This is a genomic window from Rhodococcus sp. 06-462-5 (assembly GCF_002258315.1).
Taxonomy (GTDB): domain Bacteria; phylum Actinomycetota; class Actinomycetes; order Mycobacteriales; family Mycobacteriaceae; genus Rhodococcoides.
The window spans coordinates 1-25022 of sequence record NZ_NOYD01000014.1 but is presented as its reverse complement, the minus strand read 5'-3'; the positions used below and the strand labels follow the sequence as shown (position 1 = coordinate 25022).

Here is a 25022-nt window from a genome sequence, read left to right as displayed (position 1 = left end):
CGCGTTTGCAGGGCTGCGGAGTTGCGAGGCAACAGCGGTCGGAAGGTTGCGGGGTTGCGGGGTTGCGAGCCCCCGGTTGCCGCAAACGCGCGCGCGTTTGTCAGATGCGCGCGAATTCTGCGGGATCCTCAGGCAATTTCGCGCGCGTTCGGCAAATGCGCGCGCGTTTGCAGGCCACACGGCGCACTCCGCACGCTCCCTCGCGGTGGCGGTAGGGCAGCAGCCCGCTCCACGGCTCGGGCTACGCGCGCCACCAACTCCGCCGGATTCGCCAGGTCCGCCCAGGTCCAGTGCACCACGGGATAGCCGAGATCGCGGACAGCGTCCTCCCGCACCTTCTCCCTGAACACCACGTCGCCGGGGTTCTCATCCTGCCGTAGGTACTTGGTGTACTTGGCCTTACCATCGAATTCGCACACGACGACGCCATTGACCAGCCAGTCGATCCGCGCCAGCAACCGCCCATCCGGATCCAGGATCTCCACCTGCGACACCACGTCGAATCCATTCTCGCGCAGAATGATTCGACTCTGAGATTCGCCGGGGTTTTCACTCCGCCCGTCCATGAGGGACACGGCTCGTCGCGCCTGCGCCACACCTTTCCATCCCCGAGCACGCTGCAACTCCGCGTCCAGCTCCTGAGGATCGCAGCGCTTCAGAGCCGCGTCACCTGCGATAACCGCCGACAGAAGGGGCTCAGTCCGGGCAAGGTCGACAACCGTCCGCGCCAACGAGGTCACGGGAATTCGGTCGACGGTCGCGTACGGCACCCATGGAGCACAGTGCACGATGACCGACGCGTTCGCGCGACCCCCGCCGCGACGATGTCGGGTGACGTGAACCTTGTCGAATCCGCCAGTGGGCAAAGGCAATCCGTGCAGTAGCGCCGCTGAACGGTGACTCACTGCGCTGCCCTCGGCAATGGTCGGAAATACGGCGTCGATCAACAGCCGGTGCCGCGCCTGCTCCGAAAGGCCGGCAAGCCTGGACGACGGAACGTAGACGCCGTTCACCAGACGCTCCCAGCCCTGGCGTTCGTACAGCGCCCGCAACTCGTGATCGGCGTGGCCATCGGCAAGTGCGTCCGCGCGTCGCACCATTCGGTCATCCTTCATCCTGCGAGTCTCGACTACGCCCGCAGCGACTCGAAGGCGAAAGTAGCTACCTGTGCACAACTTCGGACCTGTGGATGAATACAGGTACGGGTGTACCAGTTCGCCACGCCGTCCGTCGCGCGAACGCGCGCGCGTTTGCCAAATGCGCGCAGAATCGCCCACGACCCGGTCACCATTCCGCGCGCGTTCAGCAAATGCGCGCGCGTTTGCGAAGACATGGGCCGAACGAGCCGAACGGGTACCCCGAAAATCCGAACACCGAGCGAGTCCGCGGCGCAACAACACATACCGGGCCGAACTAGCCGACCGTCGACCCGAGTCGCCGGAGCGCAAACGCGCGCGCGTTTGCCAGCTGCGCGCGGAATCGCCCACGACCCCGTCACCATTCCGCGCGCGTTCAGCAAATGCGCGCGCGTTTGCGAAGACTGGGGAGCCGGAGCGGGCGAACTGGCAGAGCCGAGCAGAGCCGAGCAGAGCCGAGCTGAGCAGGAGCGAATCGACCAGCCGCTATTGCTGCAGTTTGCGGAACTTGCTGCCGTGGAACACGATTGGGTTCACTTCGCTTTGCACGTCCAGGGAATGTATGCGCAGCAACACTATTGCGTGGTCGCCCGCGGGGATTTGCTGCTCGATGGTGGTGTCCAGCCACGCGGTGGCACCGACGATGAATGCTGCTCCGCCGTCGGTGACGGTGAGATCGAGGCCGGCAAAACGGTCTCCGGTTTTGGCGGCCAGGGTACGGACGGCGTCGTTGTGAGCCTCGCCGAGAACGCTGACGCCGATGTTGGGTGCCAACTCGAGTTTCGGCCATGTCGTCGACGTGTTCTGGATGCATACCGCGACGAGTGGCGGGTCGATGGACACCGATACGAAGCTGCTGGCCGCCAAGCCCACCAGGACGCCGTCGATCTTCGCAGCGATTGCGACGACGCCGCTCGGGAACTGCGCGTACGCCTCACGAAGTGTCTGCTGATCGAGGACGGTACGTGTGAGCGTCATTGGACGAAGCTCCCTTTCGATCTCGTGGTGCACCCCCCGGCGTGGGCACAATTGCGTCGAGCGAACACCTAATGCAAGCAAACACCCGATCGGGCGGCGACGCCACAGTCCGAATCGACGTGATTCGAATGGCACCCTCGCGGTTGCGGCATCACTCGTCCTCGTCCGGTTCCGGAGCGGGACCCTCCGCGGGTGCCGGGGCGGGGTCCGGGCGATCGGGCTGAACGCATCGCACGATGGGAATCGGGTCGTACTTCACCGTTCTGGTGTTCCGCGAAATTTCCCGGCCCGACGCGGCATCGCTGATCACCCTGGTGTCGCTGGCGGTGAATCCCTGGCCTCCGCCGGACGCGACGCAACCTGCGCCTGCGGGCAATGTCACCGTGTTCGGTGAGGTGAAATTGGTTCTCGAACCGGTGATCGATTCGACGTCGACCGTTTTCGTTCCCCACAGTCGAACGGTGACGCTGGACGAGTCGGCGAACGATTGGATGACCACGCCGGTGTCGTTCGGGTTGGTGAACTTCAGGTCGATGGCACCCTCGAAGACCGTCGCCTCGCGCGCCTCGGGGTATCGGCTGATGTAGTAGCTGTGCTCGGTGTGGTCGGTGTCTTCCATGCCTGCGAAGTACGACGCGTTGTAGAGCGTCGTCGCGAACTGGCTGATGCCGCCGCCGACGGCGCGATCGGGTCGACCGTTGTCGATGATCCCCGACTCCACGAAGCCCTGCGCGCTGCCTCGAGGACCGGTGTAGCCGTTGAGCGAGAACGTCTCTTTCGGCTTCACGAGCGCACCGTTCACGATCTGCGCCGTCAGCCCGATGTTGACGCCCGACGCGTACTCGAAGCCACCGGTGGTGTACTCGGCGATCACTTCTCGCACACCGAGATTCTGCGCGGCCTCGGTGGTGAGGGCGGGCGGGGCCGGCTCGTAGATCGCGTCGGTGGTGCGGGGTCCGTCGGCGGACAGCAGCGCCGGCAGTTGCTCGAGGGTCTTGCGCCACTCGACCAGCTCGCCCATCTCTCCGGGAACGACGGTCGGGGCACCTCCGGAGAAGGTGAACGACGCGTCCGTCGGCGGTATCTCGGTGCGCACGAGTTGCGGCGCGAGAATGCCGGTGGCGACGTCGGTGTCGTAGATCGGGGTCAGTCCGCCCTGGCCGTCGGGGTCGAAGCGCAGGACCTCGCCCACACGATCCGTCGGCAGAATCGCGTCGACGTTCTGCCGGCCCGCTACGGTCACCGGTGCCTCGACGGCAGGGACGGCGATGTCGGCGAAGGCTCGATCCACGGCGTCCTGCGTCACCGTGACGGGTGTTGTTTCGTAGGCCGCTTCCGTTGCGCCCGAGGCCCATTCGGCCTGCAGGTTTCGACGCGTTCCGTCGGCGTCTAGAACCCGACCGGACAGCGGCGCGACGGCGATCGGAGTGCTGCCGTCGAACACGACGTCACCTTCGACGGGCTCGCGGTCGGTCTCGACGCGCAGTCCGTCGACGGCAGCGGTGAGCGCTTGCTCGTCGGTGGTCGACACGACGCCGATTTCGCGGCTGCCGAACAACGACGTCAGCCGAGTGATGGGGTTGATCGGCTGCGATCCGGCGCGGTCGAGCGTCGCGTTCCAGTCCACACCGAGACCGGCAGCGGCCGGCAAGACCTCGACCTGTCGATCGCCGACGTCGACCGACACGGGCTGCTCGGCGCGAGCACCCAGCTCCGAGCGCAAGAGAGCTTCGGCGTCGGAATGGCTCTTGCCGCCGACCTCGATCCCGGCGACGGTGACGCCGCGGGGCACTCGGTCGCTGGAGGTGATCCAATCCGCCGCGTACAGCAGCGCGAGAACGGCAACCACCGCGCCGGTCCCGATCGCGATCTTCCGCCACGGCGGCGTGAAACCGGAACCGTCGGCGGGCTGCGGCGAGCCGTCCTCCGGCGGGATCACGGGTGGCTCGACCGGCGATTCGGATCGGGGAGAGACCGCGGTCTCTGCAGGAACATCGGCCCGAGCAGGAACAACAGGTTCCGCAGCGACTGCAGGCTGCGCGGGAACTACAGGCTGCGCGATGGTCGGCGATTCGTCAGCAGCAGGCGGTTGCTGCGAGGTCGGATCAGGCTCGGCGGCGTCGGTGGCCTCGTCGACTGTCGGATCCGCGGCCGCCGGATCTGCGTTTACCGGCTCTTCTGCCACCGGACCTTCATCTACCGAACCAGCAGCGACCGACCCCGGCTCATCGACATCGGATTTCGCGTCGGAAGGCTGGTCGGCCTCGGTTTCCGGGACCTGCTTCGCCTCGGACGAATGCTTCGGATCGTCCGTCTCGTCGCGGATCGCACCGAAGACCTCGGTGGGAGCGTCGTACGGCGGTACGTCGGGTTTCGGTTCGGCACCGTTGGGCGCGTCACCCGACCTACTGTTGCCCTCGCTCACGTTCGACCCTTCCAGGACCACCGTTGGTTGTTGTTCCGCCCTTCTGCACGGCGTACCCCTCGCACGAGCTTACGCAAACCGAACGGTGACGCTCACTCGGAGACCATCGGCACAGTGACGAGAAAGGCCCCGCGCTGCTGCCGGGTCGGGGGTCAGGCAGCAGCACGGAGCCAACTGGAATATATGCACTCTTCGTCTGTGCGTTACACCGAGTCCAGGATTGTTTCATCAATTCATTCGGTTGAATGATCCACGGGCCGTCGAACTGTCCCCTTGCCCGACGGCTCGGGCCCAATGTCCCGTCCTGACCAGCGCGAGAGTGAGCAGAAGCCGATCTCGCGGATCGGTCAGATCATGCCCGGTCAACTCCTCGATTCGGTGGACTCGGTAGATCACGGTGTTTCGGTGACAGTAGAGCGCCTTGGCGGCGTTGGTGGGCGAGCCGTCCGACGCGAGCATGTGCGCCAGGGTGTCGAGCAGTGTTCCCCGATGCGGCTCCGGATGCGTCCACAGCTTCCCCAGGGCGTGGCGCACCAGCAATTCCGACGATCGATCGTCGGCCGCCATGATCACGCGGGGCAGTCGATCCGTCGCCAACGCCACGCCGCTGTCCTCGGTGATGGTCTCGGCCGTCAATGCTGCGAGGCGGTACGCGGCAGCGAACGACGACAGGCCCTCCGGCGAATGCGCGACCCCCACAGGCCCGACGGCCCGAGCAGCGAGGGCGTCGACGACGGAGTGCCACGATCCCGTTCCGAGTGCGACGAGCGCGAACTGGTGGCCGTCCCTGGTGTTCCAATGCGAGACCGCACCGATCTGATCCAACGCGTCCTCCGGTGCCGGGAGCGGCGGCGACCCTTGATCGTCGAGCGGACCGACGACACACGCGATCTGCTGCGATGCCGAAAGGCCAAGGGTGGCACGCGCTTCCATGACGAACGCTGGATCACCGCCCCGCCCCGACCGAAGGCCGTCGAGTATCACCAACACGTTGGCTAGATCGCGCTGCTGCATCCGGGCGCTTTCCTGCCGGTATGCCTCGACGAGGGTTTCGTACTGACTGTCGAGCGCCCGCCACAACTGTTGACCGGCCACGAGCAGCAGATGCTCGTCGATGCTGGTTCGGCACTGCTCGCGCTCGAGCATCAGCTCCTCCCACAGTGTCCGGCTCCCCAGCGTGTACGCCTTGAGCACCAGTTCCATCGGAATCCCCTGGCGCGCACGTTCTCTGCCGGTGCGACGCCATACCTCGCGCGCGTTGTCACCCGCGGCGGTCAGCCCCGACAGGGTGCGGAGACCCTGATTGATGTGCTCGCGAGTGCTGCGCCGAATCTCGCCCGCGATGTCCGGAGTGGAGCTGGCCAGGTAGGCGGGTTCCTGCTCGATCAACGCCAGCGTGATGGAGTCCGCGATCGAATCCGCCCGTGACGTCAGGGCTGCCCAAGCGCGTCGTATCTGCTCCTGGTCGGCGTCCGTGACCGCGCCCCGGGCAGCCGAACGCGCCGATCCGCGTCGACCATCGGGAGCTCCCACCTGCACAGTTTTGCGCACTGAGCCCACATGACAGGTCGATTTGACCGTTACTGGTGCCCAGGGACCCAAACATTCTGTGCGCAGCGCCCATATCGCCGGTTGTGCGAAACGCACCATAGTGAACGCAACAGATTGTGAGGTGGATCACTTGAACGCTATCGACACGAAGGACCCGGTCCTCACCATGACGGACGTCGAAGTGTCCTTCGGCGGAATCGTCGCGCTGTCCGGGGTCAGTCTCGAGGTGCGACCCGGCGAAGTCCTCGGCGTCATCGGACCCAACGGCGCGGGCAAGACAACGCTGTTCAACGTTGCGTGTGGACTCGTTCGTCCGCAATCGGGAACGCTCGGACGACACGGCGAAACGTTGACCCGTCTACGACCGCACGACCTGCCCAGGCTCGGCATGAGCCGAACGCTGCAGGGACTCGGACTGTTCGACCGGATGACAGTTCTGGACAACGTCATGGTCGGTGCCGATCGAACAGCGCACACCGGAATCCTCGCGGGCCTGCTCGGCCTACCGTCGAGTGCCTCCGACGATGCCGCGGTCCGCTCCACCGCTATGGCCACCCTCGAACGCCTGCGGATCGACGGCTATGCGCATCGATTGCCACCGAGCCTGCCGTACGCGGTGCGCAAACGCGTCGCACTCGCACGCGCCCTGGTGAGCGAACCGACACTGCTCCTGCTGGACGAACCCGCCTCGGGTCTGTCGAGCGACGAAATGAACGAACTCGGCGACGAGATCCGAGCGCTCGCAACGTCGACGGGTCGTTCCGCAGGACCCACTCCTGCGGCATCGACCGGCTCCGAACCGGAAAGACCCGCAACATCGGTCATGCTCGTCGAGCATCACATGGATCTCGTCATGACTGTGTGCGACCGGATCTACGTGCTGGATTTCGGCAAGGTCATCGCCCAGGGAACGCCCGACGAGATTCGCGAGGATCCGGCCGTGCTGGCTGCATATCTCGGAAACGAAGTGGCACATGAGAACTGACGCGGCGCACCTGACGATCACCGATCTCACCGTTCGATACGGACCGGTCACCGCCCTCGACTCGGTGTCGATGACCGTCGCGGCCGGAGCCGTCACGGCCGTACTCGGCGCGAACGGAGCAGGCAAGACGACTCTGCTGCGCACCATTTCGGGGTTGCTGAAACCGGTGTCGGGGCAAATCGAACTCGCCGGGGTCGACATCGTCGGCGTGGCACCGGATCGCATGTCCCGCAAAGGTCTTGCGCACGTTCCCGAGGGGCGGGGCGTGATCGCCGAGTTGACCGTCGACGAGAATCTTCGACTCGGTGCCATGGGACGCAATCGAAGTCACGACGCCGTCACCCTCGACCGCATCTACGACATGTTCCCGCCCCTGACCGGTCGTCGAACGTCCTCGGCACACACGCTGTCCGGTGGTGAGCGACAGATGCTCGTGATCGGTCGAGCGCTGATGGCGACACCGTCGGTACTTCTGCTCGACGAACCGTCTCTCGGACTCGCACCGAAAGTCGCCGCGCAGATATTCGAGACGTTGCGCGGACTCGTCGACTCCGAGTCCATGACCGTCGTGCTCGTCGAACAGAACGCCCGCAGCGCGCTGTCGATCGCCGAACATGCCGTCGTCCTCGATCTGGGCAAGGTCGCGGTGGAAGGTCCCGCCGACACCTTGGCCGGGGACGACGCCCTCCGACACGCCTATCTCGGGTTCTAGAGCAAGCCGAAAGGACGCCAGCCACAGTGCAACAACTGCTCACCATCCTCATCAACGGCGTGACGACAGGCATGATCTACGCCGCGTTCGCGCTCGCCCTCGTACTCATCTGGCGATCGACCCGCATCGTCAACTTCGCACAGGCCCCGATGGCCATGATCACCACGTACGTGGCACTGGTCGTCATCGACGCCGGCTACTCGTACTGGATCGGATTCGGAGTCGCGCTCCTGTGCGGCTTGCTTCTCGGAGCCTTGACGGAGCGCCTCGTCATCCGATTCGTCGACAGCTCGTCGCACATCAATCCGGTCATTCTCACGCTCGGATTGTTCATCATCATCCATGCGGTGGCCGCTATCGTCTTCGGCAACCAATTCCGTTCTTTCCCTGCACCGTTCGGCCTCACCGGACAGCGGATCGGCGACGTGAACGTGGCGCTGACCGGGTACGACATCTTCAAGATCGTCGCCGTCCTCGTGGTCCTGGGATTGCTGATCCTGCTCTTCCGATTCACCGATCTGGGACTGAAGATGCGCGCGAGCGCCTTCGAGCAGGAGGTCGCCAAACTCCTCGGCGTGCGAGTGAGTCGAATGCTCACTCTGGGTTGGGCGCTGGCCGCAGTGGTCGGTTCGCTGGCCGGACTGCTCATCGCAGGTGGCTCGCTGGTACATCCGGGTTACATGGACTCGATCGTCGTATTCGGTTTCGTCGCAGCAGTTCTCGGCGGACTGGACAGTCCGGCGGGCGCAGTGGTCGGCGGCCTGTTGATGGGCGTCGGGCTCAGTTTCGTGAGCGGCTACCTCGGTCAGGATCTGGTCTCCAGCGCGGCATTGGTGATCCTGATCGTCGTGCTTCTACTGCGACCGAGCGGGTTGTTCGCCAGCTCCGCGGCCAGGAGGGTGTGACATGAACGCAACTCTCACTCGCCTGACCGCAACCCCGGTTCGACGCCACATCCTCGGTGCCGTCATCGGACTGGTCGTCATCGTGCTCGCCCTCGAATCCCTGAGCACCTTCCGTCAGAGCCAACTCACCTCGGTGGCCTACCTGGCCATCGCGGCCGGCGGACTGACGGTGCTGACCGGGCTGAGCGGCCAGCTCTCGCTCGGGCACGGCGCGTTCATGGCGGTCGGCGCGTACACCGCGGCATTGATGTTGCGGGCCAACGATTCGGGATGGTCGATACCCCTCGTTCTGCTCGCCGCCACCGTGATCTCGGCGGTGGTGGGTGTCGTGGTCGGTGTGGCTGCCGCCCGACTGCACGGGCCGTACCTGGCCGGTGCGACGCTTGCGCTCGCCGTCGCGGTACCGGGCCTCGCCCTGTACTTCTCGGACTACCTCGGCGGTGAACAGGGACTCGTCGTACCGGCACCGAAGGTGCCCGAGCTGATCGACGACATGATGTTCTTCGTCACCGGAAACGAGCTCAGCGGAACGAAATTCGTCGCCTACGTCAGCTGGATACTGCTGGTGCTCGTGTTCTTCCTGCTGGCGAACGTCTCGGCGAGCCGAACAGGACGTCGCTGGCGGGCTGTTCGGGACGACGAGGTCGCCGCCGAGTTGTCCGGAATCGACCTGGGGCGCGCACGGATTCTCGCGTTCGTGGTCAGTGCGGCCTGCGCGGGCGCAGGCGGTGCGGTCCTGGCGATGTCGGCACGAATTGCGGCACCGAGCGGGTTCACGCTGACCCTCTCGCTGACCCTGCTCTCCGCCGTCGTCATCGGCGGGCTCGGAACCCTCTCCGGCGCACTGATCGGGGCAGTTCTGCTGACCTACATCCCGCCTGTGGTCACCAACTTCGGTCTCGATCTGGGGCTGAGCAGTCTGCAATCGGCCGAACTCGCACCACTGGTGACCGGAATCTTCACCGTCCTCGTCATCCTGTTCGCCCCACTCGGTTTGGTGGGCACGTATCGCAAGTTCCGTCTGACCAGAAAAGGAATGAAATGAAAAAGTTCGGATCGGTGGCATTCAGAACGACCGCGCTCGTCGCCGTCGTCTCGTTGGCCGCGGCATGCGGTGCAGGTGGCCGAGAAGAGGCGACGGAATCCTCGGAAGGGTCGACGGTCGGCATCACCGACACCTCGGTGAAGATCGGTGCCCACTTCCCGTTGACCGGAGTCGCAGCGCCCGGATACAGCGAAATCCCCACCGGCGCACAGGCCTACTTCGACTACGTCAATGCCGCGGGCGGCATCAACGGCCGACAGATCGAATACGTGGTTCGGGACGACTCCTACGATCCGACGACCACCACCCAGGTCGTCAACGAACTGGTTCTCCAGGATGAGGTGTTCGCCGTCGTCGGCGGTCTCGGCACGGCGACCCACAGCGCGGTCATCGACTTCCTCAACGAGGAGGGCGTGCCCGACCTGTTCGTCTCCTCCGGCGCGATCATGTGGGGCAACGATCCCGAGAAGTACCCCAACACCTTCGGCTGGCAGCCCGACTACCAGGTCGAGGGCAAGATCATCGGCGACTGGGTGACGAAGAACCGGCCCGACGCCAAGGTCGGACTGTTCCTCCAGGACGACGACCTCGGCCGAGACAGCGAAGAGGCGGTGCGCCAGTATCTCGACGATCAGATCGTCGAGGTCGTGCGGTACACCTCGGGCAACACCGACGTCGCACCTCAGATCGCGGCCCTGCAAGGTGCAGGAGCAGATCTGATCCTCGGCTTCAACGTTCCCTCGTACACCGCACTGAGCCAGCTGACGGCCATGCGGCTCAACTACGACCCCGAGTGGTTCTACAGCTCGATCGGATCCGACGTCGACCTCGTTGGTTCCCTGCTCGGACGCTTCTCCCAGGGTGCGGTCACCGACGGCGCGCAGTCGCTCGAAGGGATGATCTCGCTGGAATACATCCCGGGCGTCGACTCTCCGGAGAATCCGTGGACCCAACTGTGGCAGAAGGTGTGGGCCGAGAACGGAACCGGCGACCCGTTGACCAACTACCGCATCTACGGACTGAGCCAGGCATACGCGTTCGTGCAAGCCCTCCAGGCAGCAGGCGAGAACCCCACCCGTGAGGGCATCGTCGCAGCCATCCAGGACGGCGGCATGGACTTCGAGGGACCGCAGTTGGCCCCGTTCCGGTACTCGGATTCGAGCCACCTCGGAATCTCCGGTGCCAGTGTCTTCCAGATCCGCGGCGGCGTACCCGAGTACCTGACTCCGGTGCTGCAGACCGACATCGGGGATTCGGCGGTGGAGGAATACACCGGCGAGGAGTCCACACCACCGGAAAGCGGCATACCCAGCTGATCACACACGAAAAAGGGGCACGCAGCGTATGCGTGCCCCTTTTTCACGTTGTGGTCGGCAGATCCGAAAACCCCTCGATTACCGGATCCGCCGACCCTTCTGTCCCCCGGACTGTGTCCCCCTGGACACCGCGCAGCCGAAGCTGCAGCCGGTCAGCGTTCGATGATCGCCGTGACGCCCTGGCCACCGGCCGCGCAGATCGAGATCAGGCCACGGCCCGAGCCCTTCTCCGCCAGCATCTTCGCCAGCGAGGCCACGATGCGTCCGCCGGTCGCCGCGAACGGGTGACCCGCGGCGAGCGAGGAGCCGTTGACGTTGAGCTTGCTGCGGTCGATGGAACCGAGCGCAGAGTCGAGACCCAAACGCTCCTTGCAGTACTCGTCGCTCTCGAACGCCTGCAGAGTTGCGAGCACCACCGAAGCGAACGCCTCGTGGATCTCGTAGTAGTCGAAATCCTGCAACGTCAGACCGTTGCGCGCGAGCAGACGCGGAATCGCGTAGGTCGGAGCCATCAGCAGACCGTCCTTGAACGATCCGTTGCCGTGGACGTAATCGACCGCTGCGGTTTCGGAATCGACCAGGTGCGCGAGCACCGGCAGGTTGCGCTCGGCAGCCCACTCGTCGCTCGACAGCAGGGCAGCCGACGCGCCGTCGGTGAGAGGCGTCGAGTTACCGGCCGTCATGGTGGCGTCGCCCAGCTTGGTCCCGAAGACCGGCTTGAGCGTCGCGAGCTTCTCCACGGTCGATCCCGGACGCAGGTTGTCGTCGCGCGTGAGGCCGAGGAACGGCGTCACCAGATCGTCGAAGAAACCGCGGTCGTATGCGGCTGCCATGTTCTTGTGGCTCGCTGCGGCCAGTTCGTCCTGGTCCTCGCGGCGGACGCCGAACTCCTTGGCGGTGATGGCGGCGTGATCGCCCATCGACAGGCCGGTGCGCGGCTCTCCGTTGCGCGGAATCTCGATACCGAGCATGCCGGGCCGGACGTTGCCGAGCAGCTTGATGCGGTCGGTGGTGCTCTTGGCCCGGTTCAGGGAGAGCAGGAACTCACGCAGTTCGTCGTTGACGCCGATCGGGGCGTCGGACGTGGTGTCGACACCACCACCGATGCCGGCATCGATGCGGCCCGACGCGATGGCGTCGCCGACGGCGATGATCGACTGCAGGCCGGTGCCGCAGGCCTGCTGGATGTCGAAAGCCGGGGTGTACGGGCTCAGTGCACTGCCCAGTACGACCTCGCGAGTGAGGTTGAAATCGCGTGAGTGCTTGAGCACGGCACCGGCGGCGACGAGGCCGAGGCGCTCGCCCTGCAGACCGAATCGCGAGACCAGCCCGTCGATGGTCGCGGTGAGCATGTCCTGGTTGGACGCCAGCGCGTACTTCTTGTCCGAGCGCGCGAAAGGAATGCGGTTGCCACCGACGATTGCGACCGGTCGTAGCTGCTTGCTTGTCACTGACGTCTCCAAACATCGTCGAAAAAGGCCCTGGTGGAGTTTCATCTTACTGGCGAGTAAGTTGGTTGTCGACACCCGGTCGTGCGCCTCGCTCCTCGAGCGAGCAGCGCTGAATGAAAGGTACGACAGTGGCAGCCTCCAAGGGAGCCCCAGATCTCTACTCAACGTTCCTCGCGTCCGCGCCGGGAGCCTTCATCGCCAAGCAGGCCGGCCTGCCGCAGCCCGAGAAGCTGCGCCGTTACAAGGCAGGCGAGCCGCCGCTGGCCGGACCGGTCCTGATCGGTGGCAGCGGTCGCCTCGTCGAGCCCCTGCGTGAGCTGCTCTCGGACTACCCGCAGTCGCAGCCGCACGACGACAAGCACGGCGGACTGGTGTTCGACGCCACCGGCATCGGCAACGTCGCCGAGCTCGAGCAGCTGTTCAAGTTCTTCCAGCCGGTCATCCGCAACCTGGCACCGTCGGCACGCGTCGTCGTCATCGGCACCACCCCCGAAGAGACCTCGAGCGTCGACGAGCACATCGCTCAGCGCGCCCTCGAAGGCTTCACGCGCAGCGTCGGCAAAGAGGTCAAGCGCGGCGCCACGGCGCAGCTCGTCTACATCTCCCCCAAGGCATCGACGGGCCTCTCCGGTCTCGAATCCACCCTCCGCTTCCTGCTCTCGGCCAAGTCCGCATTCGTCGACGGCCAGGTCATCGCCGTCGGTGACGCCGACTCGCAGGCACCGGCCTCGTGGGACAAGCCACTCGCAGGCAAGGTAGCCGTCGTCACCGGAGCCGCCCGCGGTATCGGTGCCACCATCGCCGAGGTCCTCGCCCGCGACGGAGCCACCGTCATCGCAGCCGACATTCCCGCTGCCGGAGAAGCACTCTCGCAGACCGCCAACAAGGTCGGCGGCACCTCGCTCGCACTCGACGTCACCTCACCCGACGCCGGAGAGGTCCTCTCCAAGCACCTGCTGGAGCGCCACGGCGGCGCCGACATCATCGTGCACAACGCAGGCATCACCCGCGACAAGACCCTCGCCAACATGGACGACGCCCGCTGGAACTCCGTCATCGGCGTCAATCTCGCTGCCCCGCAGCGCATCACCGACGAGCTGGTCGCATCCGGCGCGCTCAAGGACGGCGGCCGCGTCGTCGACGTCTCCTCCATCGCCGGCATCGCGGGCAACCGCGGCCAGACCAACTACGGCACGTCCAAGGCAGGCGTCATCGGCCTGGTGCACGCGTCGGCACCGGTGCTGGCGAAGAAGAACATCACCATCAACGCCGTCGCTCCCGGCTTCATCGAGACCGCGATGACGGCTGCGATTCCGTTCGCCACCCGCGAGGCCGGACGACGCATGAGCTCGCTGCTGCAGGGCGGCGAGACCGTCGACGTCGCAGAGTTGGTCTCGTACTTCGCTTCTCCCGCATCCAACGCCGTCACCGGCCAGGTCGTGCGCGTGTGCGGCCAGAGCCTGCTCGGCGCATGAGCACCGTCACGCTCACCGCGCAGCCGAAGACGTCCGACATCTACACCTCGGCCGCGCTCGGCGCACTGCCGTTCTTCGGATCCAGGTCGTCCTCGGTTCCCAGCACGGTGTACGAGCTCAAGGGTCTGCGAGTGGACCCCGACAACCTCGCCGGGTACTGCCGCGCGACGGGGCTGCGATTCGGCGACCAGCTCCCGGTGACCTACCCCTTCACCCTCGTCTTCCCGACGGTGATGAAACTGATGGTGTCCAAGGGCTTTCCGTTCGCCGCCATCGGTTCGGTACACGCCGAGAATGTCATCGAGCAGTTCCGTGGCATCTCGTCCTCCGAGCCGCTGGACGTGCGAGTGCACGCGGAGAACCTGCGCGAGCACCGCAAGGGTTTGCTCGTCGACCTGGTCAGTGAGGTCAAGGTCGGGCGCGAACTGGTCTGGAAGCAGACCTCGAGCTTCCTGAGCCTGCAGAAGACGTCACTGTCCGGTGGACCCCGCGAGGCACCGCCCGCCGACGAGGTTCCGCCGCCCCCGACCCGCACCCTGCGCGTCGACCAGCGGATCATCAGCCGGTACGCGGCAATCTCCGGAGACCGCAACCCGATTCACGTATCCTCGCTGGGCGCAAAGGCATTCGGGTTCCCGAAGACCATCGCGCACGGCATGTGGAGCGCGGCAGCCGTGCTGCAGACCGTCGAGGGTCGCATCCCGGAAGCTGTGAACTACAGCATCCGCTTCGGCAAGCCGATCGTCCTGCCCGCGACGGTGAATGCATACGCCGAGGCCGTCGGTACCGGCTGGGACCTGTCGCTGAAGAACCCGAAGAAGGGCTACCCGCATCTGACGGGCACCCTGCGGTAACCGGCTCACCCTCGAACTCGAAGTTGTGGACGGATTTCCTCGGATTTCCGTCCATAACTTCGAGTTCGGCAGCAGGAGTGGAGCCTGCGGAACGACACGGGCGGCCAGCTAGGTTGCGGCTGTTTTCTTGCCTGCCAGGCCGCGCCAGGCCAGATTCTCCAGTAGGTCCGCGGCCGCGTCGACCTCGATTTCGCCGCCTGCCACTCTGTCGGCCACGGCCTCACCGGCCCCGACCAGTGCGACGGCCATCAGCCCGAAATTCTGTGACTGTTCTGGATCCCTCGTGCTCATCGCCAGCAAGCCTGCCGTCAGCTCGATCAATCGATCTCGGCTGCTCTGCACCTGTGAGGCGAACGCCTGCTGACCGATGGCCTGACGGTAGAGCACCATCCACGACTTCCGGTTCTCGCCGACGAATCCGAGGAAACCGATCAGGGCCTTGCGCAACTGCTCGCGCGGCGTCAGCGTCGGATCTGCAGCGGGAGTCAGAGCCTCGACGAACTTGACGCCCTCACGGTGGATGCACGCGGCGAACAATTCGTCCTTCGACCCGTAGTACAGGTAGAGCATCGGCTTGGAGATGGCCGCCTTCTTGGCGATCGAATCCATCGATGTCTCGTGAAAACCGTTGTCGGAGAACACATCCACCGCCGCGTCGAGCATCTGCTGCTCGCGGACGGCGCGGGGCAGTCTCTTTGTGCCGCCAGCCATGGACCCTCCAATACGTACGAAGTACTAGACGTTACTCCACAGTAAGGTCGAGTACCGCGCAATCAGGCCCCACACGCCCCCTTGAACCGAGCCACCGTCGCTGCGGCCTCGTCCACCTGAGCCGCAGGCAGGCGTCCCGTCGCCACCGCGTCTTCGAGATTGTCCAACACCGCGGGCACCTGATCGGTGGTGAGCCACAGCGCCACATCGGCTCCCGCCACCAACGCCGCCTCGACCGCGTCGACGATTCCGAGTCGCGCCGTGATCGCCGCCATGCCGCTGAGGTCGTCGGTGAAGATCGGGCCGTCGAACGGCGCGGCACCGTATCCGACGCCATCGCGCAACAACGCCATCGCGGCCGGGCTGATGCTCGCAGGCACACCCGGCTCGGTCAGTCCGGGAACGTCGAGGTGCCCGACCATGACGCCGACGCCGGTGTTGTTCAGCGCCGCGAACGGCAACAGATCCTTGGTCTTCAACTCGTCGAGCGACGGCGTCGTCACCGCGCCGGTGTGCGAGTCGCCCGAACCCGAACCATGCCCGGGAAAGTGCTTGATGACGGGCTTGACGCCCGCGTCTTCCAGACCCCGCGCGTACGCCCCCGCGTAGTCGATGACGACCTGCGGATCGTCGGAGAACGACCGATCGCCGATGACGGAATCAGCGGGCTGACTGCTCACGTCGACCACCGGAGCGAAGTCGACGGTGACACCGAGATCCTTCAACCCCTGACCGCGCATCAACGCCATCGAATACGCCTCGTCCACCGACACCGTCTGCGCCAGCTCCCGCGCCGACGGGGCAGCGCCCAACAGATCCGCGACCCGCGAAACCCGCCCGCCCTCCTCGTCGATCGTGACCATCGGAGCCACCACGGAGGCGTCGAGCACCTGCGGTACTTCCCGATTGCCGAGCATCGACTCGTCGGTCCAACTGCCGACGAAGATGCCGCCGACCTGCTCGGTGGACATGATCTGCACCGCGTCCGCAGTTCCGGTGACTCCGACGGTGAGCAGCTGCGCCAGTCGCTGGCGCTCCGACAATCCATCGACGAAGGCAACGCAGGCGTCGACGGGTGCTACCGGTTGCGGCGGCGCCGTCGTTTCGGCTTCGGTCGTCGTCGGAGCAGGTGGTACCGACTGCGTCGACGCGACCGGCGCAGACTCGGTGGAGCACGAGACCAGCAAGCCGACGCCGACCGTCATCACCGCAGCGGACCGAACCGAAAACCGAAGTCGCATGGAATACGACGGTAGCCGAGATCGTCGGTGTCGATGCCCACCCGGGGTTCGGATCAATGCGCCTTTGTTGCACTCCGACCGACTGAAACCCACATCGATCCGCCGAGGGGTGGGGGTAATCTGGACGAACGCGACATGAGGAGGAGATCGACCATGACCGCAGACCTCATACTCATTGCCTACGACGGCTCCGACAATGCCAAACGCGCCATCGACTATGCCGGACGGTTCCTCACCACCTCACGCGCGATCGTCGTCACCGCATGGGAGCCGATGGTGCGTCAGGCCGCTCGCATGTCCGGCCTCTCCGGTGTCATGCAGCCCGAATGGGTGCCCGACGACGAGGCCGAGGACGTAGCGCTCACCGACGCGAAAGTGACCAACAGCGAAGGCGTCGCGCTGGCCGAGGCCGCGGGCCTGAAGGTGGAGGGTCAGTGCACCGAATGCACCACCGCCATCTGGAGTGCGATCGTGGAGAAGGCCGACGAGATGAACGTCGACATCATCGTCACCGGCACGAGAGGCACCACCGGTCTTCGTGCGCTGCTCCAGAGTTCGGTGGCCGAGCACGTTCTGCGACACAGCCATCGACCCGTCCTGATCGTTCCGCCCGGCAAGTAACGCGTCCACCGGCCTGATGGGCGGGTGCGAGTGATACCGTGATGCCCGCGTGGGGGTCCACCTCGCCCGCTTCTTTACTGAGCCGACTGACTGGAGAACCGAGATGAAGTTTGCTGTCCCGGGTGTCATTGCCGCCGTCGTCGGAGCCGTGCTGGGTGCGGGCGTCGTCTTCGGAGTCACCGCAGCTGCAGCCGACAACTCTCGTCCGGATATCGATCGCTCCGGAAACGCCGACTCGTCCTTGCTGAACCAGGTTGAGTACGGCAGCCGCTGACGCTGGTCGCTTTCGTGAATCGGTGATCTCGGCCGAGCCGCTCGGCCGTAAGTGGCTTCTCGGCGTCTCGATCCTGGCGTTCCTCCTCACCTTTCTTCAGGTCCCCGGCTTCACCGTCGCCGATACCAAGTACGACCTGGCTCAGAACCCGCTCGGATTCCTCGAACGCGCCTCCCATCAGTGGAACAGCGCGGCTCCGCTCGGCCAGGTGCAGAACCAGGCCTACGGCTACTTCTTCCCACACGGAGCATTCTTCGCCGGTGGTGACCTTCTCTCGATCCCGCCGTGGATCACGCAACGCATCTGGTGGGCGCTGCTGCTCATCGCCGGATTCTGGGGAATCGTCCGGCTCGCCGAAGCTCTCGGCATCGGCAGCCGCAGTTCCCGTCTGATCGCAGCGACGGCCTTCGTTCTCTCGCCGCGAGTGATCACCACCCTCGCGTCGATCTCCTCGGAGACGATGCCGATGATGCTGGCACCGTGGGTGCTGATCCCGATGGTGCGGTATCTCGACTCCGACTCCGGGAAGTACACGATTCGCCGCGCCGCCGCACAGTCGGCGCTCGCGGTCGCGTTGATGGGCGCAGTCAATGCCGTCGCCACTGCCGCCGCCGTTCTGGTGGCCGTGATCTGGATGCTGACGCATCGGCCGAACAAGCGATGGTTCGTCTTCGGCGCCTGGTGGTCGGGCTTTCTGGTACTCGCGACGCTGTGGTGGATCGTTCCACTGCTGTTGCTGGGCAAGGTCTCTCCACCGTTTCTCGACTACATCGAATCGTCCGGCACCACCACACAGTGGACGTCGCTGACGGAGGTGCTGCGCGGCACCGGCAGCTGGACGCCGTTCGTCTCTCCCGAGCGAGTGGCGGGCGCCGTTCTGGTGACTCAGCCTGCGGCCGTCATCGCGACGGGTTTGATCGCGGCTGCTGGAATCGCCGGCCTGGCGATGCGGTCCATGCCCGCCCGCGGCCGGTTGACGATCATGCTGTTCGTCGGTCTGGTCGGCCTCGGTGCCGGGTTCGTCGGCGATCTGGACGGACCGTTCGCTGCCGCCGTTCGGGTGTTCCTCGATTCTGCAGGCGCACCGCTCCGCAACATCCACAAACTCGAGCCGGTCATCCGAATTCCGTTGGTGCTGGGCCTGGCTCACCTGCTGGCCCGGGTTCCGCTGCCGGGTTCCGCTCCGCGGACGCAGTGGCGAGCGGCCGTCGCGCATCCCGAGAAGCATCCGATGATGGCGGTGACCGCCTTGGTCCTGGTGGCCTTGACGCTGTCCACCTCGCTGGCGTGGACGGGCAAGCTCGCGCCCCGAGGAGCGTACGAGGCCGTTCCGCAGTACTGGCACGACGCGGCCGACTGGCTCACCGAGAATGCGTCGGGATCGAGCCCCGACGGTTCCGACGCGCAGCGGGCCCTGATCGTGCCCGGCGCACCGTTCGCACTGCAGACCTGGGGATTGACCCGAGACGAACCAATGCAGGCTCTGGCCACCACCCCCTGGGCCGTCCGCGACGCCGTGCCGCTCACCCCGCCCGGTGCCATCCGGGCACTGGACTCCGTGCAACGACTGTTCGCCGACGGTCGGCCGTCGGCCGGATTGGCCGATACCCTTCTGGGCCAGGGCATCAGCTACGTCGTCGTGCGCAACGACCTCGATCCCGAGAACTCCCGATCCACCCGTCCGGCATCGGTGCACCAGGTGCTCGACGGTTCGCCGGGACTCGAGAAGGTGGCCGAATTCGGTGAGGACGTGGCTCCCGGTCAGGTCGACGGCGTCGTACTCGACGGAGATCTGCGACCGCCGTATCCGGCGGTGGAGATCTACTCGGTGGGCGATTCGGCAGACATTACCGCGTCCGGTCCCTACACCGTCGATCTCGATCGGGTCCCGGTCGTCCAGGGTGGTCCGGAGTCCATTCTGCGCTCGAACGAGTTGCGGAACAACGGGATTCGCAATCCGGTGCCGTCGGGCCCCACGTTGTTGGCCTCGGATGCAGCCGCGGCGGGCATTGATGTGAACTCGGTGACGGTGACCGACACCCCGATGAATCGCGAGACGGACTTCGGCCAGGTCGACAATCACAGTTCTGCCCTGCGGGCGGCCGACGAGCCGCGCCGTTCGCTCAACGAGGTGTCCGACTACCCGGTGTACGGGGCGAAGACCGTGGACGCCGAGTGGGAGGGCGCGACCCTGACGGCGTCGAGTTCGGCGTCGGACGCAACGCAGATCGGCGGCAGCGCCCCCGGCAGCGGTGTCGCCGCCGCGGTGGACGGCGACCTGGCCACCAGCTGGATCAGCAACGGCATCGAACGTGCTGTGGGGCAATGGCTTCAACTGGACTTCGATAGTCCGGTGCGTGGCGGGCTGCTGCGTATGCGCACCAGCCCGGGGACGATCGGCGACCCGGTGAAGTGGGTGGAGATCACCACCCCGAACGGCTCGACGGCGGCGCGCGTCGACGAGCCGGGTGAGCCGATGACGGTGTCGCTGCCGGGCGGGGAGACGCCGTGGCTGCGCATCACCGCGAAGTCGACGGTCGACGGAACCCGTGGCAGCCAGTTCGGCATCAGCGAGGTGTCGGTGGACGACTACACCGACCGCGACAACCCGAAGCAGGTACCGATCGTGCACCGCGCGGTGCTGCCCGAGACTCCCGCCGGAGCAAGCGTCGACGCCTGGGAACTGGGCCAGGAATTCCCGGGCCGCTCCGGGTGCCTCGACACCGAGGATCGAATCCGTTGCAGCAGTGGACTGTCCAAGTCACCCGAGGAACTGGGGCGCTTCTCACGCACGATCGACGTGCCGATGGGCACCGCGGTGATCCCCGACCTGACGGTACGCACGCGCCAATCTCCCGAACTCGAAGCGCTGCTCGCACAACCGGGACGGCCGTTGGCCAGCGGGGCGTCGGACGTCGCGGACCTGCACGGCTCGGCGTTCGCCGCGACCGACGGTGATCCGCGCACGTCCTGGGCCGCGCCGGAGAAGTCGATCACCGATCGCGCCGGAACCAACCCCACCCTGACCATCGAATTGCCTGCTCCCACACTGGTGGACGGGCTCGAGCTCAGCCCCAGCCTGGGCGCACTACCGGCCCATCCCACTCGGGTCGCGGTCAATCTCGGCAACGGGCCGATGGTGCGCGACGTCGACACCGACGGATCGACGACCCTCGAGCTGGCACCGCAGGTGACGGACAGGATCGTCCTGTCGATCGTGGACTGGGACGGGGTGTTGGACCGAAACTCTTTGGGCTTCATCCAGTCTCAGCCACCCGGCTTCGCCGAGGTGACGCCACTGTCCGGTGGTGAAGCGATCGGCGCACCGTACGACGGTGACCGCGAGATCACCGTGGACTGCTTCGACGGCCCCATCGTCTCCATCGCAGGGCAGACGGTGCGCACGTCGGTGACGGCCACCGCGGACCAGTTCCGTTCCGGGGAGCCGCTGAAGGCATCGGTGTGCGATGCCGACACCCCTGTGAACGAGAGCTTCGTCAACCCGGTATCACTGCCCGAGGGACGCCAGGACGTGGTGGTGGAGCCGGGAGCGTCGTTCTTCGTCGACGGTGTTCGGTTGCGCACCATGCCCGTTCCGGCCGACTGGCCGACGAGCTCGGCACCGCAGGCCGCCAGGACCACCGCCTGGAGCCCCGATCATCGCGAAGTGACGCTGACCTCCACGACACAGGATCGCTTGCTGGTCATCCCGGAGAGCAACAACAGTGGCTGGCGCGCAACCACTCCCGGAGGCGTCGAACTGTCGCCGGTGGTGGTCGACGGGTGGCAGCAGGCCTGGATCGTTCCGGCCGGGGCATCGGGCACGATCTCGCTGGATTTCGCCACCGATCGTTGGTACCGACTCGGCATCTTCGGTGGGTTGTTGCTGTTGATTCCACTGCTGTTCGCGGCGTTGCGCAGGCCGCGCAGCATGCCCGATCTCGGGCCCTCGCCGCGGCCGTGGCAGAGCATTTCGGCTGCCCTGGTGGCGCTGCTCGGGGCGACGATCGTGTTGGCCGGAATTGCCGGTGCGATCACTGTGGCCGTGATCGGTATCGGTGCGGTGTTCCTGGACCGCCGCTACGGTCGCGCGCTCTCCTCACGCGTGTTGGTGTGCACGGCAGGCGGATTCGCCTTGCTGGGCGCGGCGCTGCTCTCGCTCGGGCCGTGGCGATCGACCGACGGATACGTGGGCGAATCGTACGGAGTGCAGCTGGCCGCGCTGATCGGGATCGTCGCGTTGGCGATCAGTGCGATGCGGAAGCCGTGATCGGCTTCTTCACGGGGGCGAAGCGTCGTCGGGCAGGTTCCTCGATCAGCGCGTAGCTGGCCGCGGCCACCGGAATCGACAGCGCGAGAGTCACCGTCAGTACGAACCACATCCCACCCGAGAACGGGATGATGCCGAACACCGGGAACACCACGGCCAGGACGGCCAGGTGCCAGATGAAGATTCCGTACGACCACCGTCCGAGCGTGAGCATCACCGGATGCTCGAACACTCGGTGTCGACGGCCGGTGTCGGCCAACACCAGTGGCGCGAGCATCGCGAACGCGAGCACGGCACCGAACACGATCTTCAGCTCGAACTGCCACGGCTCGGGACGTACCAATCCCTGTGGGCCCGCCAGCGGAGTCGCCGACAGCACGAAGGCCGCCACCGCGATCGACGGCATGACCCATCTGCGCCGAGCCCAGCGATGCACCCAGGTCTGTGGGCCGACGGACACCTCCGCCAACACCATCCCGGTCGCGAACCACGGAAAATACCCGGGCAGCCAGTTGTCGTGGTGAATGGCGTCCGCTGTCGTGATCGGGAGGAAGGCCCAGGACAGAGTCACCGCAGATGCACCGAGCAGCACGGAGATCCGGTGCCGGGCCGAGGCCCCGCGTAGCCGAACCATCAGCCAGGCGAACACGGGTAGCAGCAGATAGAAGGCCACCTCGACCGACAGCGACCACATCTGCGTCATGCCCTCGGTCAACGTCAGTGGCACGAACACCTGCGTCAGAGACAGATTGGCCAACCACACCCGGTAGTCACCACCCGCGTTCGGCAGGAACAGCAGCACCAGCACGACGACGACCCAGTAGGCCGGCAGGATGCGCACTGCCCGCGACCAGAAGTAACGCAGAGCCGGCTGGGCCGGCGCGAGTCCGCGGGCCTGCGCGGCATGGGGACGCCACAGCAGAAACCCCGACAGCGCGAAGAAGATGGCGACCGTCAGATCGAACCTGCCCCAGATACGCCCCATGAGCGGGGAATTCGCGGCACCGGTCTGGAATGCGACGTGGGTGACGACGATGCCGATCGCGGCCAGCGCGCGCATTCCCTCGAGCGCAGGGACGAACGCGCGCAGCGGAACGACGGAGGGCGAGTGGACTCGAGTGCTCATGGTGGTCTCAAGTGTGCCGTGTCGAACCGGCGCAGACGAGACCGGTGCCACTGTCGGCTGTTACTGTCACCTGCGACGTGTCGTAATAAATCGGGCATCGGGTCGGGGCGAACACGTTTCCCGCCCGCGGTGTCTTCCATGAAGCGGTCAACTAAGGAGATTCAGCATGGCGGAGCGCTCAGGGCCGAGCCGGATACTTGCCCTCGTACTCATCGGCTTGGGCGCGTTTCTGGTGGTCGCCGCCATCCTCATTCCCACGTACACCATTTCGGCGCTCGAGAAGACGCCGTTGGACCTCGAAGTCACCACCGTCTCCACCGGTGAGGGCAGTGTGCTCAATGCAAGCTCACTCGCGGCCGGTCGCGCAGTCGTCGACCAGAACGTTCCCCTCGTCTCGCAGCGATTCGTCACCGTCGAGGATCCCTCCGACGCCGACATCATGACGCTGCAGGCAGGCCAGACCCTGCGTCGCAGCGACAAGCAGGCCGATACCGGGCTGCTGACCGCAAGCGTCGACCGCGTCACCATCGACCGCAAGACGTCGATGCCCGTCGAGAACCCGATCGGCACCATCCAGGTGGCAGGCAACGCGCCCGCCGAAGAGGTGGCCCACACCGGACTTCAGTACAAGTTCCCGTTCAACTCGGAGCAGAAGAGCTACCCGTACTTCGACGTCAATGCCCGTGCGACCAAGGACATCGACTTCGTCGAGGCAACCGAGATCAACGGCACGCCGGTGTACCAGTACCAGCAGACCGTCGGCCCGGTCGACCTCTCGACCGTGGTGAACCTGCCGACCAACAAGGTCACCCTGCCCGCCGACACCTGGGGCGTCGAGGGTGGAGCCGCGCCGGTGACGATGACTCGCTGGTACGAGAACACCCGCACCCTGTGGGTCGAGCCCGAGACCGGCGTCGTCGTCAAGGGTGAAGAGCAGATTCACCAGTACTACGCACGTGAAGCAGGCCAGCCCGAGGTCGACGTCCTCAATGCTCCGATCACGTTCGACGAGAACACGGTCGAATACCAGATCCAGCAGGCCAAGGACGGCCAGGACCAGATCTCGCTGTTCGGCCGCACCATCCCGATCATTGCCGGAATTCTCGGTGTCATCTCGCTGATCGCCGGAGTGTTCCTGCTCCTGCGCGGCGGCGGGAATGGCGGACATCGCCAGCCGGCCCGTACCGACAACACCCCGCGACCGACTCCCGGCGGCGGAGCAGCTCCCGCTCCTTCGAGCAACCGCGATTGGACGACGGACCGCACCGAAGAGATTCCGAGGACGAACCTCAACAAGGAGTAAGTGCGCTACGCGCAGTGGCGTGGTTGAGTGCCCGTGAGGGCACTCAACCACGCCACTGGTGTTTTGTCAGGCGGTCGAGAGAATCCCGTAATGGTGAGGTTGCCGCATCAGAACGAGGTCTTTGCGTCGCACGACGTTGGTCGGGTACGGCCCGCCGAGGTTGGTGGTGTCGACGATGCTCGTCGCGTGGCCGGGTTCGGGTCCATCGATGATGGATTCGGTTCGAGGGAATGCGAACGTGTCCGGCCCGAACACTCCGCTGTGTCCGGTGATTCCGCGGCTTGGGTCGACGGCATTGGCGAAGGCGAAGTAGACGTTGTTCTCGCCTGCACGCACGCGCATGTGGTGCCAGTGGGTCGCATCAGGCCCGGTGAGAACCTCGGCGGCAAGAGGAATCTCGGTTCCCGGGTGTGATCCCACGAAAGTTTGTGCCAGTGCGGACGGGCAGGCGATCAGGTCGCAACCACGCAATGCGAGTACTCGCCCCGATTCCGGCAGCAGCGCATCGTTGCCGATGAGAAGCCCGACTCGTCCCAGAGGAAGATCGACGACCGGGTGTACAACTCCGCCGTCCTGCTCGGAACCGACGGGGTCCGTACGTCCTACCGACAGATACACCTGTCCACGGAGCACGCTCTGCTTT

Annotated in this window: 20 protein-coding genes; 11 read left to right on the top strand and 9 right to left on the bottom strand. The window is 65.7% G+C overall.

Annotated features, from left to right (window positions below; translation table 11 throughout):
• Window positions 1-128: 128 nt before the first annotated feature.
• From CH251_RS09870 to CH251_RS09855, 4 genes are all read right to left on the bottom strand, one after another.
• Entirely contained in the window at window positions 129-1115 is a 987-nt protein-coding gene (locus CH251_RS09870; protein WP_094612994.1) for a hypothetical protein, read from the bottom strand.
• A gap of 507 nt (window positions 1116-1622) precedes the next feature.
• Window positions 1623-2114, bottom strand: a complete 492-nt coding sequence (locus CH251_RS09865) for a flavin reductase family protein (protein WP_068049175.1) — start codon at window positions 2112-2114, stop codon at window positions 1623-1625.
• Window positions 2115-2265: 151 nt separating this feature from the next.
• Window positions 2266-4539 carry a VanW family protein gene (locus CH251_RS09860; RefSeq protein WP_179273430.1) on the bottom strand — a complete coding sequence of 758 codons (2274 nt, stop codon included), beginning with the start codon at window positions 4537-4539 and terminating at the stop codon, window positions 2266-2268.
• A gap of 228 nt (window positions 4540-4767) precedes the next feature.
• Entirely contained in the window at window positions 4768-6072 is a 1305-nt protein-coding gene (locus tag CH251_RS09855; RefSeq protein ID WP_306436819.1) for a CdaR family transcriptional regulator, read from the bottom strand.
• Between the two features lie 148 nt (window positions 6073-6220).
• Between CH251_RS09855 and CH251_RS09850 the strand changes: the two genes are divergently transcribed.
• From CH251_RS09850 to CH251_RS09830, 5 genes are read left to right on the top strand one after another with little or no spacing between them, the layout of a single operon-like run.
• Window positions 6221-7075 carry an ABC transporter ATP-binding protein gene (locus CH251_RS09850; RefSeq protein ID WP_256978938.1) on the top strand — a complete coding sequence of 285 codons (855 nt, stop codon included), beginning with the start codon at window positions 6221-6223 and terminating at the stop codon, window positions 7073-7075.
• Window positions 7065-7787, top strand: coding sequence for an ABC transporter ATP-binding protein (locus CH251_RS09845; protein WP_094612992.1), 723 nt, complete (start codon window positions 7065-7067; stop codon window positions 7785-7787). Before CH251_RS09850 ends, CH251_RS09845 begins: the two co-directional genes overlap by 11 nt.
• 26 nt (window positions 7788-7813) lie before the next feature.
• Window positions 7814-8692: a branched-chain amino acid ABC transporter permease gene (locus CH251_RS09840; protein WP_094612991.1), complete on the top strand. Its 879-nt coding sequence runs from the start codon at window positions 7814-7816 to the stop codon at window positions 8690-8692.
• A 1-nt stretch (window position 8693) separates the two neighbouring features.
• Entirely contained in the window at window positions 8694-9737 is a 1044-nt protein-coding gene (locus CH251_RS09835; protein ID WP_094612990.1) for a branched-chain amino acid ABC transporter permease, read from the top strand.
• Complete coding sequence (locus CH251_RS09830) at window positions 9734-11053, top strand: ABC transporter substrate-binding protein (RefSeq protein WP_094612989.1); 1320 nt, start codon at window positions 9734-9736, stop codon at window positions 11051-11053. The genes CH251_RS09835 and CH251_RS09830 overlap by 4 nt, the downstream gene beginning before the upstream one ends.
• A 152-nt stretch (window positions 11054-11205) precedes the next feature.
• On the opposite strand, the gene CH251_RS09825 is transcribed toward CH251_RS09830, so the two are convergent.
• Entirely contained in the window at window positions 11206-12549 is a 1344-nt protein-coding gene (locus CH251_RS09825; protein ID WP_094612988.1) for an acetyl-CoA C-acetyltransferase, read from the bottom strand.
• A gap of 83 nt (window positions 12550-12632) precedes the next feature.
• On the opposite strand from CH251_RS09825, the gene CH251_RS09820 reads away from it, so the two are divergent.
• Both CH251_RS09820 and CH251_RS09815 read left to right on the top strand, forming a co-directional pair.
• A complete protein-coding gene (locus CH251_RS09820; RefSeq protein WP_094612987.1) occupies window positions 12633-13979 on the top strand; it encodes a 3-oxoacyl-ACP reductase in 1347 nt (448 codons plus the stop codon).
• Window positions 13976-14833, top strand: coding sequence for a MaoC/PaaZ C-terminal domain-containing protein (locus tag CH251_RS09815; protein ID WP_094612986.1), 858 nt, complete (start codon window positions 13976-13978; stop codon window positions 14831-14833). The genes CH251_RS09820 and CH251_RS09815 overlap by 4 nt, the downstream gene beginning before the upstream one ends.
• Before the next feature lie 108 nt (window positions 14834-14941).
• Here CH251_RS09815 and CH251_RS09810 read toward each other — a convergent pair whose 3' ends face one another.
• Together CH251_RS09810 and CH251_RS09805 are read right to left on the bottom strand one after the other, a co-directional pair.
• Window positions 14942-15544, bottom strand: coding sequence for a TetR/AcrR family transcriptional regulator (locus CH251_RS09810; protein ID WP_032377568.1), 603 nt, complete (start codon window positions 15542-15544; stop codon window positions 14942-14944).
• A gap of 62 nt (window positions 15545-15606) precedes the next feature.
• Entirely contained in the window at window positions 15607-16785 is a 1179-nt protein-coding gene (locus tag CH251_RS09805; RefSeq protein ID WP_094612985.1) for a glycoside hydrolase family 3 N-terminal domain-containing protein, read from the bottom strand.
• A gap of 153 nt (window positions 16786-16938) precedes the next feature.
• On the opposite strand from CH251_RS09805, the gene CH251_RS09800 reads away from it, so the two are divergent.
• The 3 genes from CH251_RS09800 to CH251_RS09790 all read left to right on the top strand — a co-directional run bounded on the left by CH251_RS09800 (window position 16939) and on the right by CH251_RS09790 (window position 21950).
• Window positions 16939-17406 carry a universal stress protein gene (locus tag CH251_RS09800; RefSeq protein WP_027495380.1) on the top strand — a complete coding sequence of 156 codons (468 nt, stop codon included), beginning with the start codon at window positions 16939-16941 and terminating at the stop codon, window positions 17404-17406.
• Between the two features lie 103 nt (window positions 17407-17509).
• Complete coding sequence (locus CH251_RS09795) at window positions 17510-17680, top strand: DUF2613 domain-containing protein (protein WP_082073827.1); 171 nt, start codon at window positions 17510-17512, stop codon at window positions 17678-17680.
• A gap of 22 nt (window positions 17681-17702) precedes the next feature.
• Window positions 17703-21950, top strand: a complete 4248-nt coding sequence (locus CH251_RS09790; RefSeq protein WP_094612984.1) for an alpha-(1->3)-arabinofuranosyltransferase — start codon at window positions 17703-17705, stop codon at window positions 21948-21950.
• Here CH251_RS09790 and CH251_RS09785 read toward each other — a convergent pair.
• The gene (locus CH251_RS09785; protein ID WP_179273429.1) at window positions 21928-23076 is read right to left on the bottom strand and encodes an acyltransferase; all 1149 of its coding nucleotides are present in this window, start codon (window positions 23074-23076) and stop codon (window positions 21928-21930) included. The genes CH251_RS09790 and CH251_RS09785 overlap by 23 nt on opposite strands.
• 166 nt (window positions 23077-23242) lie before the next feature.
• On the opposite strand from CH251_RS09785, the gene CH251_RS09780 reads away from it, so the two are divergent.
• Window positions 23243-24379 carry a DUF3068 domain-containing protein gene (locus tag CH251_RS09780; protein WP_094612983.1) on the top strand — a complete coding sequence of 379 codons (1137 nt, stop codon included), beginning with the start codon at window positions 23243-23245 and terminating at the stop codon, window positions 24377-24379.
• 66 nt (window positions 24380-24445) lie between these two features.
• Here the strand turns inward: CH251_RS09780 and CH251_RS09775 are convergent.
• Window positions 24446-25022, bottom strand: a 577-nt coding sequence (locus tag CH251_RS09775) for a nitrilase-related carbon-nitrogen hydrolase (protein ID WP_306436846.1), incomplete at its 5' end; no start/stop codon positions are given.